This window comes from Arthrobacter sp. TJ-170 (genome assembly GCF_058269305.1).
Genome location: NZ_JBZCNL010000003.1, coordinates 356,005 through 376,788 on the forward strand (window position 1 = coordinate 356,005; position 20,784 = coordinate 376,788).

Annotated in this window: 15 protein-coding genes; 11 read left to right on the plus strand and 4 right to left on the minus strand. The window is 63.0% G+C overall.

Translation table 11 applies throughout. From position 1 onward, the window contains the following. Positions 1-67 precede the first annotated feature (67 nt). Complete coding sequence (phoU, locus tag AC4D1W_RS08645; RefSeq protein ID WP_490892610.1) at positions 68-727, minus strand: phosphate signaling complex protein PhoU; 660 nt, start codon at positions 725-727, stop codon at positions 68-70. A 172-nt stretch (positions 728-899) separates the two neighbouring features. Between phoU and AC4D1W_RS08650 the strand changes: the two genes are divergently transcribed. Next, a complete protein-coding gene (locus AC4D1W_RS08650) occupies positions 900-2,159 on the plus strand; it encodes a sensor histidine kinase (protein WP_490892611.1) in 1,260 nt (419 codons plus the stop codon). Next, positions 2,156-2,836, plus strand: coding sequence for a response regulator (locus tag AC4D1W_RS08655; protein ID WP_490892612.1), 681 nt, complete (start codon positions 2,156-2,158; stop codon positions 2,834-2,836). Before AC4D1W_RS08650 ends, AC4D1W_RS08655 begins: the two co-directional genes overlap by 4 nt. 66 nt (positions 2,837-2,902) lie before the next feature. Here the strand turns inward: AC4D1W_RS08655 and AC4D1W_RS08660 are convergent, their stop codons facing one another. Then, a complete protein-coding gene (locus tag AC4D1W_RS08660; RefSeq protein WP_490898476.1) occupies positions 2,903-3,445 on the minus strand; it encodes a hypothetical protein in 543 nt (180 codons plus the stop codon). A 258-nt stretch (positions 3,446-3,703) separates the two neighbouring features. On the opposite strand from AC4D1W_RS08660, the gene AC4D1W_RS08665 reads away from it, so the two are divergent. The 6 genes from AC4D1W_RS08665 (at position 3,704) to glgX (ending at position 10,173) form a co-directional block, all read left to right on the plus strand. Next, positions 3,704-4,186 carry a CarD family transcriptional regulator gene (locus AC4D1W_RS08665; protein WP_056546372.1) on the plus strand — a complete coding sequence of 161 codons (483 nt, stop codon included), beginning with the start codon at positions 3,704-3,706 and terminating at the stop codon, positions 4,184-4,186. A gap of 105 nt (positions 4,187-4,291) precedes the next feature. Further along, entirely contained in the window at positions 4,292-5,011 is a 720-nt protein-coding gene (gene ispD, locus AC4D1W_RS08670) for a 2-C-methyl-D-erythritol 4-phosphate cytidylyltransferase (protein WP_490898477.1), read from the plus strand. Further along, complete coding sequence (gene ispF, locus AC4D1W_RS08675) at positions 5,008-5,496, plus strand: 2-C-methyl-D-erythritol 2,4-cyclodiphosphate synthase (protein ID WP_490892615.1); 489 nt, start codon at positions 5,008-5,010, stop codon at positions 5,494-5,496. The genes ispD and ispF overlap by 4 nt, the downstream gene beginning before the upstream one ends. Before the next feature lie 52 nt (positions 5,497-5,548). Beyond that, complete coding sequence (gene cysS / locus AC4D1W_RS08680) at positions 5,549-6,997, plus strand: cysteine--tRNA ligase (protein ID WP_490898478.1); 1,449 nt, start codon at positions 5,549-5,551, stop codon at positions 6,995-6,997. An 88-nt stretch (positions 6,998-7,085) separates the two neighbouring features. Next, positions 7,086-8,078, plus strand: coding sequence for a 23S rRNA (guanosine(2251)-2'-O)-methyltransferase RlmB (gene rlmB, locus AC4D1W_RS08685; protein ID WP_490892617.1), 993 nt, complete (start codon positions 7,086-7,088; stop codon positions 8,076-8,078). A gap of 16 nt (positions 8,079-8,094) precedes the next feature. Beyond that, the gene (gene glgX / locus AC4D1W_RS08690) at positions 8,095-10,173 is read left to right on the plus strand and encodes a glycogen debranching protein GlgX (protein ID WP_490898479.1); all 2,079 of its coding nucleotides are present in this window, start codon (positions 8,095-8,097) and stop codon (positions 10,171-10,173) included. On the opposite strand, the gene glgP is transcribed toward glgX, so the two are convergent. Beyond that, complete coding sequence (gene glgP, locus AC4D1W_RS08695; RefSeq protein ID WP_490898480.1) at positions 10,170-12,782, minus strand: alpha-glucan family phosphorylase; 2,613 nt, start codon at positions 12,780-12,782, stop codon at positions 10,170-10,172. The two genes, glgX and glgP, sit on opposite strands and share 4 nt — an antisense overlap. Positions 12,783-12,971: 189 nt before the next feature. Between glgP and AC4D1W_RS08700 the strand changes: the two genes are divergently transcribed. The 3 genes from AC4D1W_RS08700 to glgB are packed head-to-tail and all read left to right on the plus strand — an operon-like array spanning position 12,972 to position 20,418. Further along, positions 12,972-14,987, plus strand: a complete 2,016-nt coding sequence (locus AC4D1W_RS08700; RefSeq protein WP_490898498.1) for an alpha-1,4-glucan--maltose-1-phosphate maltosyltransferase — start codon at positions 12,972-12,974, stop codon at positions 14,985-14,987. After that, the gene (gene treS, locus AC4D1W_RS08705; protein ID WP_490892620.1) at positions 14,987-16,753 is read left to right on the plus strand and encodes a maltose alpha-D-glucosyltransferase; all 1,767 of its coding nucleotides are present in this window, start codon (positions 14,987-14,989) and stop codon (positions 16,751-16,753) included. Before AC4D1W_RS08700 ends, treS begins: the two co-directional genes overlap by 1 nt. After that, positions 16,753-20,418: a 1,4-alpha-glucan branching protein GlgB gene (gene glgB / locus AC4D1W_RS08710; RefSeq protein ID WP_490898481.1), complete on the plus strand. Its 3,666-nt coding sequence runs from the start codon at positions 16,753-16,755 to the stop codon at positions 20,416-20,418. The genes treS and glgB overlap by 1 nt, the downstream gene beginning before the upstream one ends. Positions 20,419-20,602: 184 nt before the next feature. Here glgB and AC4D1W_RS08715 read toward each other — a convergent pair. Continuing rightward, positions 20,603-20,784: hypothetical protein (locus AC4D1W_RS08715; protein WP_490898482.1), on the minus strand; the 182-nt coding region annotated here is incomplete at its 5' end.

Below are 20,784 nucleotides of genomic sequence, written 5' to 3' on the forward strand. Positions count from 1 at the left end.
ACATCCGTACGACGACGGCCCGCCTCCTGGGAAGGAGGCGGGCCGTCGTCGTAGGTGATCAGTTGTGTCAGTTGAGTGGGGCGCTGGGCTGCCATTCCCCGGTCACAAGGTAGGTGACCTTCCGGGCAACGGAAACGCCGTGGTCCGCGAAACGCTCGAAGTAGCGGCTGGCAAGCGTGACGTCGACGGTGGTCGGGGCGGACGCATTCCAATCGGCGGCGGCAACAGCCTTGAATACTCCTGCGTGCAGCTCATTGATCCGCGAGTTGTGCGCGTAAATCTCATTGCTCAGCTCAAGATTGCGGGTTTCGAGCAGTTCGGTGACCTTGTTTGCAATCGCGATGTCCAGTTGAGCCATCTCATTGAACGTGGGCCGGATGCTCTCGGGGATCACATTCTCCGGGAAACGAAGACGGGCGAGCTGGGCGATGTGTCGGGCGAGGTCGCCCATCCGCTCGAGTGACGCGCTCATCCGCAGGGCGCCCACGATCATGCGCAGATCACTGGCAACCGGTCCCTGGAGGGCGAGCACGTCGATGGCACGCTCGTCGAGGTCGTTCTGAAGGAAGTCGATGCGTGCATCCGCGGCGATGACTTCCTGCGCCAGCTCGGTATCCGCTCCCTCAATCGCTGTAGTGGCCTTCTGCATGGCCTCTGAAACCAGCTTCGAGATCTCGATGAGTTCTTCGCCGATATGGTGAAGCTCCGCCTGAAAAACCTTACGCACGTGGCGTCCTTTCCCTTTGAGGTGCTGAACGGGCGCAAATGCGCAGTCCTGTCCAGCACGTTTTCAGCTCCCGCTTAACTGTTACGCGCCTTTAGGTGAACGTTAGTTGAACCACTGGTCCAAAGCCACCGGATCAGCAAGGGGCGTCACAACCACGGCCTAAGCTAGATTCGTGGATCCTGTACTGCTGAGTCTCGTTGCCGGGCTGGTCGGCCTCGCCATCGGCGTGGCGGGCATCCTCGCGTTCCGGGCCAGCGAGGTGCAGCGCCGCGCGCGTCTCGACTCCGATGAACCCGTCCTCCCCAAAGGGGCGGCGGATGTCCTCTCCGTTGTCGGACGCGCCTACGTCATCGTGGATGCGATCGACGGCGTGGTCCGCGCCAGTCCTGCCGCCTACGCTTTCGGGCTCGTTCGGGGCCACACAATCGTGCATAGTGAACTCCTCGAACTGACCGCGCGCGTTCGCCGTGACGGAGTCATCGAGGAGCGTCAGCTGGAACTGCCGCGCGGTCCGTTGGGGCAGGGCACCATCATCGTGCAGGCCCGCGTTGCCGCGCTCGGTGAGGAATATATTCTCATCCTGGCGGATGACCGTACGGAGATCACCCGCACCGAGGAGATTCGCAACGATTTCGTCGCCAACGTGTCCCATGAACTCAAAACTCCCGTCGGTGCCATCTCCCTGCTCGCCGAGGCGCTGGATGACGCCGCGTCAGACGAGGTGGCGGTGCGCAGATTCGCCCAGCGGATGCACAAGGAATCGGGCCGTCTCTCGGCGCTGGTCCAGGACATCATTGAACTTTCCCGGCTGCAGGGGACGGACGTCGTACGCCGGGGGAAGCCGGTCAATATCAATGCCGTGCTCGCCGAGGCAGTGGACCGCAACAAACTCCCCGCCGAAAGCAAACACATCGACATCGTGGTCGGCGGCAAGGTTGACGCGCCCGTGTACGGGGACCCCGATCTGCTGATGACTGCCTTTCGAAACCTCATCGACAACGCCATCCGGTACTCGCCGGAAGGAACCAGGGTGGGCGTCGGCCTGCGCTCACGCGACGGCCTGGCGCAGATTTCCGTCACGGACCAGGGCCTTGGCATCACACCCGAAGAACAGGAACGAATCTTTGAGCGCTTCTACCGCATCGATGCGGCACGCTCACGTCAGACCGGCGGCACAGGGCTCGGCCTCAGCATCGTCAAGCATGTGGTCTCGAACCACGGCGGCGAAGTGACAGTGTGGTCGCAGCAGGGCCAGGGCAGCACCTTCACGGTGCGCCTGCCCGAGATGGAACCCACAGAGGACAACCACGACGACGCCGACACCGGACCGGCCGCCGGCATCACCGGAAGCGCGTCGCCGGTTGGCAAGAAGCACGAGAGTGCGCAGAGCGACAAGGGCAGCAGTGCCCAGAATCAAGGAGTGAAAGCGTGAGCCGCATCCTGATCGTTGAGGACGAGGAGTCTTTCAGCGACCCCCTGTCCTACCTGCTGGGCAAGGAGGGCTTTGACGCCGTCGTCGTCGATAACGGACTTGATGCGCTCACTGAGTTCGACCGCGCCGGAGCGGACCTGGTTCTGCTCGACCTTCAGCTTCCGGGCCTGTCCGGCACGGAAGTGTGCCGCCAGCTGCGGCAGCGCTCAAGCGTCCCGGTCATCATGCTTACGGCCAAGGACTCGGAAATCGACAAGGTGGTGGGTCTGGAACTGGGGGCCGACGATTACGTCACCAAGCCCTACTCTTCACGGGAACTGGTCGCACGGGTCCGCGCGGTCCTGCGCAGGCAGGCCGAGCCGGAAGAGCTGATCTCCAGCACTGTCGCTGCCGGCCCGGTGCGCATGGACGTGGAGAGGCACGTGGTGAGCGTCAACGGCGCGCAGGTTTCGTTGCCGCTGAAGGAGTTTGAGCTGCTCGAGATGCTGCTGCGCAATTCCGGCAGGGTGCTCACCCGAGGCCAGCTCATTGACCGGGTGTGGGGATCTGACTACGTCGGTGATACCAAAACTCTCGATGTTCACGTCAAGCGGCTTCGAGGGAAGATCGAACCCGACCCCTCGGTTCCACGCCACCTGGTTACTGTGCGGGGTCTGGGTTACAAGTACGAGCCGTAAATAACGTGGAAGTGCAGTAGAAACGCGAAAGGCACCGGTCCCTGACCGGCGCCTTTCGTTGTAGTTCTAGTGGTCTGCTTCAGCGCCCTCTTCTTCAGGGGCTTCCGTAGCGGGCGAAGGCTCCGGGGTGAAACCACCGGGGACAAATTCGCGGTACTCCTCAAGCGTTCCGTCCAGGACCGGCACGCGGAAGGTCTCGCTCTCCGAGTCCACAGTGATTTCGAGGTCAACCAGTGCACCGGGGATTTCACTGACGTCTCGAAGGGTTCCGTCATCATCCACCTCGTCTTCGAAGACGTACTTGCCGTTGGCCTCGATGGTGATCTGCGAGCTCTCGTTCCCAGCGTCGATGGTGACCTGGACCGGGGAATCGGATTCATTGAACATGGTGCCCAGTAATGTGCCCGGTTCGCCCTCACCGGAGGTGATGATGAGGATGTTGCGCAGCTGGACCGGCCCCACGTTTTCCACAATTCCGTCCGAGGCAGCGTACTCGAGGGTGGTGGCCTGCAGGCTGGTGGCGGAACAACCGGTTGCTCCAAGGAGAGCCAGTACAGCGCTTCCGGCAGCTACTGCCAGCTGTACTCGTTTCTTCGGGGCACTCTTCACGGCACTTACTCCTGGGGTAGCTGGTCACACGGACCGACGGACAACGCTACGGAACAGCCTATCGGCAATGACGGCGATTATTGGACTTGGTGGTGCGGTGATGACCGTCCGCAGCGCCCCTGCATACACCAAATCTGCTCTGCGTCAAGAGCGGAATGATAGCTAATTGATCGCCATTCGCCCCGCTGACCTGCGAAAACGCGTAATCGGCGTGTCGTTTCCGTGATAAACTGATCTGCGGGAAAGGGGTTTATCCACATGGTTTTTGAGGTCGGCGAAACAGTTGTTTACCCTCACCACGGCGCAGCGAAGATCGAAGAGATCAAGATGCGCGTCATCAAGGGCGAAGAGAAGATGTATCTCAAGCTCAAGGTGGCGCAGGGTGATCTGACCATTGAAGTTCCAGCAGAAAACGTTGACCTCGTAGGGGTGCGCGATGTTGTGGGCAAGGAAGGCCTTGAGCACGTTTTTGACGTACTTCGGGCTGAATTCACCGAGGAGCCCACCAACTGGTCACGCCGGTACAAGGCCAACCTGGAGAAGCTCGCATCGGGAGACGTCATCAAGGTTGCCGAAGTAGTTCGGGACCTCTGGCGTCGTGATCACGATCGGGGTCTGTCTGCCGGTGAGAAGCGGATGTTGGCGAAAGCTCGCCAGATCCTGATCTCTGAACTCGCTCTGGCAGAGAAGACTGACGAAGAGAAGGCAGCCACGGTACTCGACGAAGTACTGGCTTCCTAGGAAGAAAAAGGACCGCGTTATCGCGGTCCTTTTCCTTTTTGGGCCTGCTCACGAGAGCCGGTCACGAGCACGCACTCAGTTGCACGCTTCGCGTAGGGTGAAGCTGTGTCTGAAGATCCGTCATGTGTTGGCGTAATAGTGGTCGCCGCAGGTGCCGGGGCGCGTCTCGGCCGCGGTATGCCCAAGGCCCTCGTCCAGTGTGCCGGCCGCACGTTGCTTGAGCACGCGCTGGACGGTGTCCTTGCCTCGGCAGCTGCCGGCCACGTCAGGGTGGTTGTCCCCCGCGGCGACATGAACCTCCGTCCAATTGTCGAGGCCCGGGTTCACCCGAACGTCACCCTCAGCGCCGTTGATGGCGGAGCAAGCCGCCCGGAATCCGTACGCGCCGGACTGAGCGCTCTCCCTGACAGTGTGAACATCGTTCTCGTTCATGATGCTGCCCGCGCCCTCACCCCGCCGCACGTCTTTCATGCGGTGGTGAAGGCCGTGCGCCAAGGGGCTGCCGCCGTAGTACCGGGAATTCCGGTGTCCGACACCATCAAGGTGGTGGAAGGAAACACGGTGACAGCTACTCCGGACAGGATGTCACTGCGTGCCATCCAGACCCCCCAGGGCTTCGACGCGGCAACTCTGCGGGCGGCGCATGCGGCCTCGCGGGACGACACTTCCGTCACCGACGACGCAATGCTGGTCGAGGCCCTCGGCATACCGGTGACAATTGCCCCGGGTGATCCACTGGCCTTCAAAGTGACCACACCCAATGACCTGATGCTCGCTGAAGCCCTCGTTCTTCAGGCACGCGAACACGTACAGGAGCTACAGTGACCACCAATCTCCCGCGCACCGGCATCGGTATAGACGTTCACGCGTTTGCGCCTGAGGACCAGCCGCGAACCCTTTGGCTCGCCGGCCTGGAATGGCCGCAGGAACGCGGCCTTGCCGGCCATTCCGACGGCGACGCCGTAGCCCACGCCGCAGCGGACGCCCTGTTCTCGGCCTCCGGGACAGGCGATCTCGGCAGCAACTTCGGCACGGACAGGCCCGAATACGAGGGCGCTTCCGGCATAACCCTCCTGGCCGAGGCCGCTCGCATCGTGCGTGCGGCAGGCTTCGAGGTCGGCAATGTCGCCGTCCAGCTCGTGGGGAACCGTCCGAGGTTCACCCCGCGTCGCGTCGAAGCGGAAGCCGTACTGTCGGAGGCGGTCGGGGCGCCCGTTACCGTGTCGGCGACCACCAGCGACGGACTGGGTTTCACCGGGCGGGGCGAGGGAATCGCGGCGATCGCGACCGCCGTCGTCGTCGTTGCCTAAGCCTCCGGTAACGGCTGCTGGTTCGCGAACCCGGATTGGGTAGTCTGGGTCGGTGAGCCTGAGATTCTATGACACCGCAACCGCAGAAGTCCGTGAGTTCACGCCCCTCACGCCCGGGGCAGCGCGGGTGTACTACTGCGGGGCAACCGTGCAGGGAATGCCGCACGTGGGCCATGTGCGCTCGGCCATCGCCTTCGATCAGCTCACCCGCTGGCTGCGGGTACGCGGTTACGCCGTCACGGTTGTCCGCAACGTGACGGATATCGACGACAAAATTCTTGCCAAGTCCAAGGCGTCCTTCGAGGAAGCGCCGGCGGATCCGGATGTCGTGCCCAACGAGGAGTGGTGGGCTTTGGCCTACCGCTACGAGCAGGAATTCCTCAAGGCCTATGACACCCTGGGCGTGCAGCGGCCTACCTATGAGCCGCGCGCTACCGGCCACATTCCCGAGATGCACCAGCTCATTGCGCAGCTCATCGACCGCGGACACGCCTACCCGGCGGCGGACGGTTCCGGGGACGTCTACTTCGACGTACGCTCCTGGCCTGCCTATGGAAGCCTGACCCGCCAAAGCGTTGATGACATGCAGGCGGCGCCGGATGTCGAAGCGCAGTTCAGCAACCGTAAGCGGGACCCCCGGGACTTCGCTCTCTGGAAAGGCTGGAAGGAAGGGGAGCCGACGACGGCGGCCTGGCCCAGCCCGTGGGGCGCCGGCCGGCCCGGATGGCATCTCGAGTGCTCCGCAATGGTCACCAAGTACCTCGGTGCCGAGTTTGACATCCACGGCGGCGGACTTGACCTGCGCTTTCCTCACCACGAGAACGAGATGGCGCAGTCCCAGGCTGCCGGTCACCCGTTCGCCAGGTTCTGGATGCACAACGGGATGGTGACCTACGAGGGCGAGAAGATGTCCAAATCGGTGGGCAACACGGTCAGCCCCGCCGAGATGCTGCAGCTCGCAAGTGCCCGGGTAGTCCGCTACTACCTTGGGCAGGCACACTATCGATCAGTTCTGGACTATCGGCCGACGTCTCTCCAGGAGGCGGCCGCCGCCGTCGAACGCATTGACGGGTTCCTCGCCAAGTCCGGCTACGCCGGCGGCGCAGCTGACTGGCAGAATCTTCCCACCGCTTTCGTCGAGGCCATGGATGATGACCTGAACGTCCCACGGGCGCTCGCAGCGCTCCACGAGACGGTGCGTGCCGGCAACTCCGCACTGGCTAACGAGGACGACGACGGCGCGGCCGCCGCAGCCGCCGCAGTGACCGCCATGACCGGCGCGCTGGGACTGGACGACACCCGTTCGGCTCAGGGTGGCGGGGAAAGCCCCGAATATGCTGCCCTCGATGCACTGATCCGGTCCCAGCTGGCTGAGCGTGCGGCTGCCCGCTCGGGAAAGGACTGGGCCCGCGCGGATGCCATCCGTGACGCGCTGACGGGAGCCGGCGTCGTCGTTGAAGACTCCGCGGACGGCGCGCGCTGGAGTCTGTCGCGCGACTGACGGCTTGGGAAAGCGGCAGCGGGAAGGACAGGGCGTTTGCCCGCGTAAACTGGACTCACGCAAGTCCTCTATCTAAAGGTGTTTCCCCATGGCCAACCCCCACGGACGTCCTGGTGCTATCCGCAAGACCAAGAAGGGTCCCACCATCGGCACGGGCGGACACGGACGGAAGTCGCTCGAGGGCAAGGGGCCAACGCCGAAGGCTGAAGATCGCCCCTATCACAAGGCGCACAAGAGCAAGCAACTGGCGGAACGGTCCGCTGCAAAGCGGCTCGCGGGCAAGGCTGCATCAGGCCGGTCCAAGCCCAAGTCCGGCGAGGAATATGTGACCGGGCGCAACGCCGTCGTTGAGGCTCTCCGGGCGGGTATCCCCGCGAAGGCGCTGCACGTTGCCATCCGCATCGACGTGGATGACCGTGTCCGCGAATCCCTCAAGCTCGCCACGGAGCGGGGCATCCCGCTCATGGAGACCGGCAAACCGGAACTCGACCGCCTGGCTGACGGATCTGTCCACCAGGGACTGATGCTGCAGATCCCACCCTACGAGTATTCGGACGGCCTGGACCTCGCCCGCGAGGCGATAGACAAATGGAAGAAGGGGTACATTTCTCAGGCGCCGCTCTTCGTAGCACTGGACGGCATCACGGATCCGCGCAACCTGGGTGCTATTATCCGGTCCGTTTCAGCCTTCAGCGGCCACGGCGTCATCGTGCCTGAGCGACGCTCGGTCGGCGTCACCGCGTCCGCATGGAAGACCAGCGCGGGAGCAGCTGTGCGCGTTCCCGTAGCACGTGTGGGCAACCTGAACTCAACCCTGAAGTCCTTCAAGGACCTCGGCATCTTCGTGCTCGGGCTCGACGGCGACGGCGACGTTTCCCTGCCCGAGATCACCCTCGGCGTCGAACCGGTGTGCCTGGTGGTCGGCTCGGAGGGCAAGGGCCTGTCGCGGCTGGTACGGGAGAACTGCGACCAAATTGTGTCTATCCCGATCGATTCCGCGATGGAATCGCTGAACGCGTCGATGGCTGTGGGAATCAGCCTGTATGAGATTTCGCGTCAGCGGGCAGCCGAAGCCCGTTAGGAAGCGAACCCCCTTCATGAGCCTCACCACCGAGATCGCCCAACGTTCCCAGGCCTTTCCGCTGGGGGTCAGTCGGTGTACCGGCAACCAGCCGGACCTCTTCAACGTTGCCGTCTACGCCCCCGATCTGGATGCAGTAACCCTCCACTACCAGGACGCCCACGGCGACTGGAACTCCGCCGTGCTGCCCGACTTCACGGACGGCGTTCACCACGGCCTGATAGGTGGGATGCACGAGTCGTCGCGGTACGCGTTCTGGCCTGCGGACAGGCCGCTATCCGGTGGGCCCGGTACGTCTCAGCTGTTTCTGGATCCCTACGGACGCGCCATCGACACCTTGCAGTCCGGCGAAAAGCCGCTCTACTTCTCCGTCGTCGTAGACCCGGCGTTCGACTGGGGTTCGTCCCGCCGGCCGGATACACGATGGCGCGACACCGTCATCTACGAGGCGCACGTCAAGGGACTCACGAAGCTGCACCCAGACGTGCCGGAGGAGCTGCGCGGTACCTACGCAGGGCTTGCCCACCCGGCGATGATCAGACACCTCACGGAGTTGGGGGTCACCGCCGTCGAGCTCCTGCCTATCCATTTTCATATTGACGAGCCGCATCTGGCACCTCTCGGGCTGAGCAACTACTGGGGCTACAACACCCTCGGGTTCTTCGCACCCCACCCCGAGTACGCCACCGAGTCCGCCCGCGAGGCCGGTCCGAAGGCCGTGCAGGACGAGCTGAAGGGCATGGTGCGGCTCCTGCATGATGCGGGGATCGAGGTCATTCTCGACGTGGTCTACAACCACACCGCCGAAGGCCCGCAGGGCGGACCCGCGCTCTGCTGGCGCGGCCTGAGTGAGATGAAGTACTACCGCCATAACGACGACGGCCGGTACCTTGACACCACCGGCTGCGGAAACACGGTCAACTTCACAGAACCGCGCGTCATCCAGTTCGCACTGGATTCCCTGCGCTACTGGGTGGACGAGTTCGGGATCGACGGATTCCGCTTCGATCTGGCCGTCGCGCTGTGCCGGGACGAGAGCCATCAGTTCACCCCGCGGCACCCCCTGCTGATCGCGATCGCCGCAGACACCGTCCTGAGCGGCGTGAAACTTATAGCCGAACCGTGGGATGTAGGCTATAACGGCTGGCAGACGGGCAATTTCCCGCAGGGCTGGGCGGACTGGAACGACCGTTTCCGGGATACGGCCCGTGACTTCTGGCTGTGCGACCAGGCCGCCCTGGCCGAAGGGCATCGCGCCGGTACAGTGGCACGGCTCGCAAGTTCCCTCGCCGGCTCGGCAGACGTATTTGCCCGTTCCGGACGCACGGCGATTTCTTCGATCAACTTCGTCACGGCCCACGACGGGTTCACGCTTGCAGATCTCACGGCATATAACCGAAAACACAACGAGGACAACGGCGAAGCCAACCGTGACGGTCACAATGACAACCGCAGCTATAACCACGGTGTGGAAGGCCCGACCGAGCAGGAAAAGATTCTCGCAGCCCGCTCCCTGACCGCCCGCAACCTGATGGCCACGCAGCTCCTTGCGCTCGGTGTCCCGATGATCACTGCCGGTGATGAGTTCGGGCGCACCCAGCATGGCAACAACAACGCCTACTGCCAGGACAACGAGCTGGCCTGGGTGCATTGGAACCACGACAATGAGGCCCGCACCATGCTCACGGCCACAGGTGAGCTGCTGCGGATTCGGCGGGAGTTCCTGAGCGAGCAACCGGCCGGCTATCCTGCGCGGGAGGAGACCTCCTATCTGCTGTGGTTCAACGCGGACGGCGAACCGATGTCGCAGGATCAGTGGTCGGACCCTGAGAGCCGGACTGTTCAGCTGCTGCTTGGGTCGCCGAACGGTGCTATCGACGGACTGATCGTCGTCAACGGCCATCCGGAGGACCGTCGCGTGGTCCTCCCCACCGCGTCAGCACTCCAGGGATTCGGCGCGACGGACAGCCAGAACCAGATGTTCGAGCTGCGCTTCAGTACCGCGGTCGCCAATGGGAAACGCCGCGGTGCCCGTCTCCGTGCAGGAGAAACGGACACCGCGGCGTCGAACTCGATTTCTGTCTACCGCGCCTAGGCGTTCACCACGAGGCCAAGTTCGGCCTTGGACGCGAGGCTCTCGTGCTGCGGAAGAACGCGAACGGTGTATCCGAAAGATCCGGAGTGGTCGATGAGGATCTCACCGCCGAAGAGGAACCGGCCCCGGCCGAGGTCTTCCTCCACCTTCAACTCGGCTACCGCTACCTCGCTGAGGTCGTCGTTCTCTGACGCGCGGCCGTGAACCACTTCCACGGTCACGTCGTTCGGACTCAGGCTCCCCAGCGAGACATACGCGTTGACGGTGAGCGAGTCACCGATCTGCGGCTCCTCCGAGACCCCGACCGAGTCGACGTGCTCAACCTGCACAGCGGACCAGCCGTCCTTGATCTTCGAACGCCATGACGCCACCTGCCGGGCGGAGCTGTAGCCGTCCCGGATCGCTAGCCGTGCCGAGCGGGCCGCTGGCTGGTACAGCTGACCCACGTAGTCCTGCAGCATGCGTTCGGCGGAGACCGCCGGTCCAAGCTTGGCCATGGTGTGTTTGATCATCGCCACCCACTGGTGGGGGACGCCGTCGTTCGATGTGGTGGACGGACCGGCCGCTCCGGCTGCGGTCGGGCGGACGGTGCTGTAGAAGCGCGGCGCCACCTGCTCCTCGATGAGGTCGTACAGCGCTGCTGCCTCAATATCATCGCGCTCGTCAGCTGAGGCACCGTTGTTGGCGGTCGGGATCGCCCAGCCGTTATCGCCGTCGTACATCTCGTCCCACCAGCCGTCCAGGACGGACAAGTTGAGCCCGCCGTTGATGGCCGACTTCATGCCGGAGGTGCCACACGCCTCGAGCGGCCTGAGCGGATTGTTGAGCCACACATCGCAGCCCGGGAAAAGAGTGCGAGCCATCGCAATGTCATAGTTCGGCAAGAAGACGATCCGGTGGCGAACTTCGGGGTCGTCGGTGAACCGGACCAGGTCCTGGATCATGCGCTTTCCCTGCTCATCGGCGGGGTGCGACTTTCCGGCGATGACAAGCTGGATGGGATTCGTGGGGTGGAGCAGAAGCGCCTTGAGCCGGTCGGGGTCGCGGAGCATCAGTGTGAGCCGCTTGTAGGTGGGCACACGGCGCGCAAACCCGATGGTCAATACGTCCGGGTCCAGCACGTGATCTGTCCACGCCAGCTCGGCGTCGGCTGCACCACGCTGCTTCCAGGAGGACCTCAACCGGGCGCGGACGTCGTCGATGAGGTTCGATCGCATGATCCGCCGCAGCCGCCAGATGTCGGCGTCCTCGACGTCATACACACGGGCCCACTGCGGGTCGAGTACCGACTCCGCTCCGAAGCTTTCCCGGGCGAAGTCTGCGATGAGCGGGTCCACCCAGGTGGGAACGTGGACACCGTTCGTGACCGAGGTGATGGGCACCTCGCGGGCATCGAATCCGGGCCACAGTCCGGAGAACATCTCGCGTGAGACCTCGCCATGCAGCTTCGCGACGCCGTTGGCCCGTTGCGCGAGTCGCAGCCCCATGACCGCCATATTGAATTTCGATGCGTCACCGCCCTCGTAATTCTCCGCGCCGAGTTCCAGAACCCGCTCTGTAGGAACGGACGGCGCGAGGCCGGCGTCGAAGAAGTGCTGGATCTGTACGCGCTCGAAGCGGTCGATCCCGGCAGGAACCGGCGTGTGAGTGGTGAAAACGGTGGACGCGCGTCCTGCGGTGAGGGCTTCCTCCCAGGACATCGGCTGGTCCCTGGAGGAGTCCATGAGCTCACGGATGCGCTCGATGCCCAGGAAGCCGGCGTGTCCCTCGTTGGTGTGGAACACCTCGGGGGCGGGCATCCCGGTAAGTCGCTGGAAGATGCGCAGTGCCTTCACGCCGCCCATGCCGAGCAGGAGTTCCTGCTGCAGCCGCTGGTCACCGCCGCCGCCGTACAGGCGGTCAGTGACGTTCCGCGCCGCCTCATCATTGCCCGGGACATTGGAGTCCAGCAGCAGCAGCGGAACGCGTCCGACGTCGGCCCGCCATATGTGGGCGCGAAGCTCACGGCCGTTGGGTAGCGGCAACACTACGGTTGCGGCGGTTCCGTCATCTTCGCGCAGGAGGGTGAGCGGAAGCCCGTCGGGGTCAAGGACGGGGTACGTTTCCTGCTGCCAGGCGTCCCGGGACAGCGACTGCTTGAAGTACCCGGCCTGGTAAAGCAGGCCTACGCCGACCAGCGGCACTCCGAGGTCGGATGCCGCCTTGAGATGATCGCCGGCCAGGATGCCGAGGCCGCCGGAGTATTGGGGCAGTACGGCGCTGATGCCGTACTCGGGGGAGAAGTAGGCGATGGACTGCGGTGCGTCTTCTCCGAGTGTCTGGTACCAGCGGGGTGCGGAGAGATATCTCTCAAGGTCATCACCGAGATCCTGGATGCGCGTCACCAACTCTTGGTTGGCCGCGATGCGCTGCAGCTGCTCCCGGGTCACGGAACCGAGAAACTGTACAGGGTCGTGGCCGCTGGCTTCCCAGGCTTCCGGATTGATGTCATGGAAGAGCCGGGCAGTGGGCAGGTGCCACGACCAGCGTAGGTTGCCGGCCAACCTGCCTAGGGGAGCGATGCTCGGCGGAAGAACGGTACGGACAGTAAACCTACGGATTGCCTTCACGTTGGGTAGGTTAGCGTACATTTTAGCGCTGGAGTATGTCTGGTGCTCATATCGCCGTAAACGCTTGCATTGTGAAGCGCAACACTCCTGCGCTTTAGGAAGTCGCCTTAGCAATCTGGGCGAATAATGGATAACGTCTAACCCGTGACCACTTCAAGCGAGGCGACACGTACAAGGGCAGGCGCATCCATGGATGAAGATTTGCGGTTCGGACGGATTCCCATCACCAAGGTTTCGCCTGTGGTTGAGGGCGGAACCTTTCCCGCGAAAGCAATTCCAGGGTCGGACATCGTGGTGGGGGCCACGGTATTCCGGGAGGGACACGACCAACTCGGCGTATCAGCCGTGCTGCTCGATCCCGAAGGGGCGGAAGTACAGCGCGTTCGGCTCACTCCGCTGGGAATGGGAACAGACCGCTACGAGGGCACTCTCCGACCTTCCGGCGTCGGCCTTCACTCCTTCCTGATCGAGGGGTGGGGTGACCTGTATGAGACCTGGCACCACAATGCGACCGTGAAAATCGACGCCGGAGTCGATGTCGAGCTGATGCTCGAAGAGGGCGCGGAGCTCTTCGCGAACCAGTCCTCTTCGCGGCCGCCTGAAGAGCGGGATCTGTTCCTCGCCACCGCGGAGCGTCTGCGCAACCGGGAACTGCCGATTGACGAGCGCCTCGCCGCCGGGCACTCGGCCGGCATCCGCGCAGCCATCGAGCGTGAGCCCATGCGGGCGTTGGTGACGCCTTCGCGCCCGTACCCCATCCTTGTGGAGCGTGAGGCAGCGGGCCGCGGCTCCTGGTACGAATTCTTCCCGCGGTCGGCAGGTGCCACCTACAACCCCGCCAACGGGCAATGGACCTCGGGCAACTTCACCACCGCAGCCAAGAGGCTGCCCGCAGTCGCGCGGATGGGTTTCGACGTCGTCTACTTCCCGCCGATCCACCCCATTGGTACGGCGCACCGCAAAGGTCCCAACAACACGCTGAACGCCGGCCCGGGAGATCCCGGTTCGCCTTGGGCGATTGGTGCATCCGAGGGCGGCCACGATGCAATCCACCCGGACCTCGGTACATTCGAGGATTTTGATGCCTTCGTGCAACGGGCGCAGGAACTGGACCTCGAGGTAGCACTGGACCTTGCACTGCAGGCTTCCCCGGACCATCCATGGGTCACGGAGCACCCGGAGTGGTTCACTACGCGGGTAGACGGTTCAATCGCGTATGCCGAAAACCCGCCGAAAAAGTACCAGGACATCTATCCGATCAACTTCGACAATGATCCTGAGGGCATTTACAACGAAGTCCTTCGGATTGTCCTGCTGTGGGTGAGCCACGGCGTACGCATCTTCCGGGTGGACAACCCGCACACCAAACCCATCCAGTTCTGGGAATGGCTCATTGGACAGGTTAACAAGCAGCACCCCGATGTCGTCTTCCTGGCAGAGGCGTTTACGCGCCCTGCCATGATGCACGCCCTCGGCCGCGCCGGATTCCAGCAGTCCTACACCTACTTCACCTGGCGGAACACCAAGAAGGAGTTGGAGGAGTACTTCACAGAGGTCAGCCGGGAAACTGCCGCGTTCTTCCGTCCCAACTTCTTCGTGAACACTCCGGACATCCTGACTGAGTACCTCCAGTACGGCGGACCTGCGGCGTTCAAGGTGAGGGCAGTCCTGGCCTCCATGGCGAGCCCGCTGTGGGGCGTTTACTCCGGGTACGAGCTGTACGAGCACGTGGCCCGCCCCGGCGCCGAGGAGTACATCGACAACGAGAAGTTTGAGTACCGCCCGCGCGACTACGAGGGCGCTGAGGCCCAGGGGCGAAGCCTCGCCCCCTTTATCACCCGGCTGAACGAGATTCGTCGCTCCCATCCGGCACTCGGCGACCTCGAGAACCTCACCGTCCACCACAGTACCGATGAAGCCACTGTGGTCTTCTCCAAGCACAAGGAGGGCCTCGGCGAGGACGGACAGGGGAAGGACACGTTGATCGTCGTCGTCAATGTCGATCCCCATAGCGCGCGGGAGTGCACCGTATCCCTCAATCTCGAGGCTCTTGGCCTTGGTGAGGGCGACTGGAATGAGGACGGCACCTTCTGGGTGGATGACCTCATCACCGGTCAAGGTTGGCAGTGGGGAGCCCACAACTATGTCAGGCTGGATGCCCATGTGGAACCGGCACACATCCTTTCCGTCAGGAGGACGCATTAGTGGCGAACCCGTTTCAGCTGCATGCCCCGGGCCTTGCCCATGACCCGCACTGGTACCGCAAGGCAGTGTTCTACGAAGTGTTGGTGCGCGGTTTCGCGGACGCCAACGGTGACGGCTCCGGCGACTTCACGGGACTGATCGACAAGCTCGACTACCTGCAGTGGCTTGGGGTCGACTGCCTGTGGCTTCCTCCGTTCTTCAAGTCACCCCTGCGTGACGGCGGCTATGACATCGCCGATTACTACGATGTGCTGGACGAGTTCGGCAGCCTGAGCGACTTCAAGCGCCTGGTCGCCGAAGCGCATGCGCGCGGCGTGCGGGTCATCATCGACCTCCCGCTGAACCACACCTCGGACAAGCATCAGTGGTTCGAGGAATCGCGCACTGATCCGGACGGACCGTACGGCGACTTCTACGTCTGGAGCGATACTGACGAAAAGTACCAGGACGCCCGGATCATCTTCGTTGATACTGAAGAGTCCAACTGGACATTCGATCCGGTTCGCCGCCAGTTCTTCTGGCATCGGTTCTTCAGCCACCAGCCGGACCTGAACTTCGAGAACCCGAAGGTGATCGAGGCGCTGTTCGACGTCGTGCGGTTCTGGCTGGACCAGGGAATCGACGGCTTCCGGGCAGACGCCATCCCGTACCTCTTCGAGGAAGAGGGCACGAACTGCGAAAACCTGCCCGCTACGCACACGTTCCTCAAGGACCTGCGGGCGATGGTTGACGAAAACTACCCCGGACGCGTCATCATCGCCGAAGCGAACCAGATGCCGGACCAAGTGGTGGAGTACTTCGGCGATGAGGACGGCGCCGAGTGCCACATGTGCTTCCACTTCCCGATCATGCCGCGGCTCTTCTACGCGCTGCGTGACCAGAAGGCTGCACCGATTATCGAAACCATGGCAGAGACGCCGGACATCCCATCCGGTGCCCAGTGGGGGACCTTCCTCCGTAACCACGACGAACTCACCCTCGAAATGGTTACCAACGAGGAGCGCGAGGCCATGCTGGGGTGGTACGCGCCCGACTCGAGGATGCGCGCCAATATCGGTATCCGGCGTAGGCTTTCACCGCTGCTGGATAACTCCCGGGCGGAGGTGGAACTGATCCATGCCCTGCTCCTGTCGCTGCCTGGAAGCCCGTTCCTGTACTACGGCGACGAAATCGGCATGGGTGACAACATCTGGCTTGAGGATCGTGATGCCTCACGTACTCCGATGCAGTGGAACCCCGACAGGAATGCCGGGTTTTCCACGGCTGATCCCGGAAAGCTGTATCTGCCCGTGGTTCAGTCGCTCGTGTATCACTACAACCACGTCAACGTTGAAGCGCAGCTTGCAAGTTCGAGCTCGCTGTTGCACTGGATGCGGCAGATGCTTGCGGTACGCCGATCGCACCCTGCTTTCGGTCTTGGCTCCTATCGAAATGTGCCCACCGAGGCCGAGCCCGTATTGGCCTTCATTCGAGAAGTCCCGGCGGGGAACCCCGAGGGCGAGCAGCCGGAAGTCATTCTCTGCGTGTTCAACCTCTCCCAGCACCCGGTAGCGGCACGTCTGCACCTGCCCGAGTACTCCGGCAGAGGGCTGCGCGATCTCTTCGGCGGTACACCGTTCCCGGCCTTCGCCGAGGACGGCAACCTCACCTTGACGTTGGGCAGCCACGACTTCTACTGGCTGCGCCTGCGTTCGGCGAGCTCCAATGTCGCGTCTCCACATACCGAAGCCATCCCCGTAATTCCTATTTCGGAGGCAGTACAGTAATGGACACATCGACGTCATCCCTTCCAGACCTGCTCACAGCCTGGATGCCGAGCCAGCGCTGGTTCCCCTCGAAAGGCAGGGAAATCTCCCTGAGCCGCGTCGGCGGTATCCGGCTTGAGGATCCAACGGGTGAAGCGGGCCTGGAGGTCCACCTGGTCTCGGTCGAATCGGGACGAAGACTCGACGTCGTCAATGTGCCGCTTTCCTTCCGCTCCGAGCTTCTCCCCGGGGCCGAAGCCGGGCTCCTGGGCGAAATCGAGCACGCCGAACTCGGACGTCGATACGTCTACGACGGCACGCATGACCCGGCGTTCGTTTCCGCTTGGCTCGAGCTCATCCGGACCGAGGGCACGACGGCAGACGGCCGAACCGCAGCCACGGCGATCGGTGGTTTTGCATCCACTGCCGGGATCACTCCGTCGGCGGACATCTCGGTGCTGGGGGGAGAACAGTCGAATACCTCAGTCGTTGTCTCCACAGGGGAGACCCCGATGATCCTGAAATTCTTCAGGGTCCTTGCGGCAGGGGAGAGTCCGGACGTGCTGGTAAGCGCGAAGCTCACCGACGCCGGATCTACGGATGTCCCCCAGACGTTCGGTTGGGTGATGGGCAGCTGGCTCGGCGGGCGGTCCGATAGCGAGTGGGTCACCGGGCACCTCAGTGTGCTCCGTGAATTCCTTCCGGGCAGCAAGGATGCCTGGCGGCAGGCCATGACCGCGCTGGAGAGAGGGGACTCCTTCGCCACTGAGGCTGGGGAGCTGGGTCGAGTCATTGCGCGAGTCCATACTCAGCTCGCTGAAGCTTTCGGTAGCCGCCCGGCGACCAAGCAGGAGGCGGCCGAGTTCCGGGAGTCCCTGACCAGCCGCATTGAGTGGGCCTGGCGTGAAGCAGGTACCGCCGTTGGTCCGTTTGATGCGGAGATCCAGGCGGTCATCGGTGAAGTTAAGGGACTGAAGAAGCTCCCCGAGCTGCAGCGGATCCATGCAGATCTGCATCTGGGCCAGATCCTTGCAACGAAGGACGGCGCCTGGCTGGTCCTCGACTTTGAAGGCGAGCCGCTGCGCCCAGCAGCCGAACGCAGTGTGCCGGATGTGCCGGTCCGTGACGTCGTCGGGCTTGTGCGTTCTCTTGAGTACGCGGCCGGCGTGGGTGTCCATGACGCGTCAGTTGCGCCGAAGGGCGCCGAGGGTTGGGCCGTGGAATCGGTGTCGGCTTTCCTCGAAGGCTATTCGGCTGAAGCCGGAACGACGGTCGACCGCGCGAGCGCCCTGTTCCGCGCATTGTGGCTTGACAAGGCACTTTATGAGGTGGTGTACGAATTGAGAAACCGACCAGATTGGGTGGATGTACCCGTTTCCGCAGTTCGAAGGATGCTCAAGGGCGGCGGTTCCGCCGAGGAAAAGACAACCGGCCAGGACGCCGATGGGCAGGAGGATGGAACCGCAGTGACACAGGACCAGGCAAACCCCAAGACACCTCTCGGAGGTCCTATCCCAGTGGATCCCGGCGTCCTTCAGCAGGTCTCTGAGGGCTGTTACTACCAGCCGCACGCTGTGCTCGGCGCGCATCTCGACCAGCACGGGCATGTGACGATCCGTACCCTTCGCCGACTCGCGGAAAGCGTGACTGTGGTGACGGGCAGCGGCCGGGTCGAGCTGAGCCACGAGCACAACGGAATCTGGGTCGGCACTGTTGAGCCCGAGCGCCCCGGGCACGTCCCTGACTACCGCTTGGAAGTGGTGTACGACGGCGCGCCGCAAGTGGCGGACGACGCTTACCGTTTCCTGCCGACCCTCGGCGAGATCGACATGCACCTCATCGCGGAGGGGCGGCATGAGACGCTGTGGACCGCGCTCGGCGCACATGTCCGCCGCTATGCGTCGTCGCTGGGCGATATTTCCGGAGTCAGCTTCGCGGTATGGGCGCCAAATGCCCAGTCGGTTCGCGTGAAGGCAGATTTCAACGGCTGGGACGGATCAGTTCATGCCATGCGGTCGCTGGGTAGCTCCGGGATCTGGGAGCTCTTCGTCCCGGGCGCCGAGGCCGGTGCCTGCTACAAGTTCGAAATCCTGGGTCGAGACGGTCAGTGGCGCGAGAAGGCTGACCCGATGGCCCGCGGTACTGAGGTGCCGCCGCTCACCGGGTCCCGGGTGGTCGAGTCCCGCTACGTGTTCGGCGACGAAGCCTGGATCCAGGAACGCGGTGCCAAGGACCCGCACAATGGTCCGATGAGCGTGTACGAGGTGCATCTCGGATCATGGCGTCTGGGCCTGGACTACAAGCAGCTCGCCGAAGAACTGGTCGAGTACGTCCGGTGGCAGGGGTTCACCCATGTTGAACTCATGCCGGTCGCTGAGCACCCCTTCGGCGGTTCCTGGGGTTACCAGGTGACGTCCTACTTCGCGCCGACAGCCCGATTCGGCCATCCGGATGATTTCAAGTATCTTGTGGACAAACTGCATCAGGCGGGTATCGGCGTCATCATGGACTGGGTTCCGGCCCATTTCCCCAAGGACGAATGGGCTCTTGCCCGGTTCGACGGCGACACTCTGTACGAGCACGGCAATCCGCAGCTCGGTGAACACCCTGACTGGGGCACCCTGATCTTCGACTTCGGCCGACGCGAAGTGCGCAACTTCCTGGTTGCCAACGCGCTGTACTGGCTCGAGGAATTCCACATCGACGGGCTGCGCGTGGACGCGGTGGCCTCGATGTTGTACTTGGACTATTCCCGCGAGGACGGTCAGTGGCAGCCGAACCGGTTCGGCGGGAACCAGAATCTCGAGGCGATTTCCTTTCTCCAGGAGGTCAATGCCACCGCCTACAAGCGCGTGCCCGGCATTGTGATGATCGCCGAGGAATCAACAGCGTTCGACGGCGTCACCCGACCCACGTCGCAGGGTGGATTGGGCTTCGGGATCAAATGGAACATGGGCTGGATGCACGACTCGCTCCAGTACATCTCTGAAGATCCGATCAACCGGGTGCACCATCACGGCAAGGCGACGTTCTCCATGGTGTACGCGTACACCGAGAATTTCCTGCTTCCGATCAGCCATGACGAGGTGGTCCATGGCAAGGGGTCGCTGCTTCGTAAGATGCCCGGCGACCGATGGCAGCAACTGGCCAACGTGCGGGCGTACCTCGCGTTCCAGTGGGCGCATCCGGGCAAGCAGCTGATCTTTATGGGCACTGAGTTTGCGCAGGAATCGGAGTGGTCTGAGCAGCATGGCCTGGACTGGTGGCTGTCCGACACGATCCCGCATAAGGGCGTGCAGAAGATGGTGCAGTCGCTCAACTCCATCTATCGGAATACGCCGGCACTGTATGCGCGGGACAATGACCCGTCCGGGTTCCAATGGATCGACGAGAACGACGGCGCTCACAACGCTCTGTCCTTCATTCGCTGGGATACTCAGGGGAATCCCGTTGTCTGCATCGCGAACTTCTCCGGTTCTCCGCACGAGGGCTACCGGGTAGGTATGCCGTGGGCAGGGCAGTGGACCGAACTGCTCAATACAGACGCCGAAGAGTTCGGCGGCTCGGGAGTAGGGAACATGGGCGCCATCGAGGCGATGGAGGGGGCACACAACGGCCTGCCCGCATACGCGGAGTTGCGGGTGCCGCCGTTGGGCGTCCTGTACCTCACGCCGACGCAGGTTTAGCCCCGCAAACGTCACCCCGGCAGCCGATTTACAAGTGGGCCGCCGGGGTGCTACAGTTTATATCCGCGCCGACGAACACTTCGGATCCGGCCGACATCCACATCTAGCGAAAACCAGCTTCGTTCTGGTGGGCACACAGTGTGGGTGAAGGGTGGATTTGACGGGGTGGGGTTTGGTGGGTAAGTTAGAAAAGTTGCTCCGGAGCGATGATGCGGCCTTGAGGGTTGTGTTTGGTGCCGGGTGCTTCTGTTGTTTGAGAACTCAATAGTGTGCCATGTTTGTTGATACCGATTGTTTTTTGATTGGTTGATTTGCTGGTCATTGCTTTTTTGTGGTGGCTGGTTTTTTGGCTGGTTTCGAATTTTG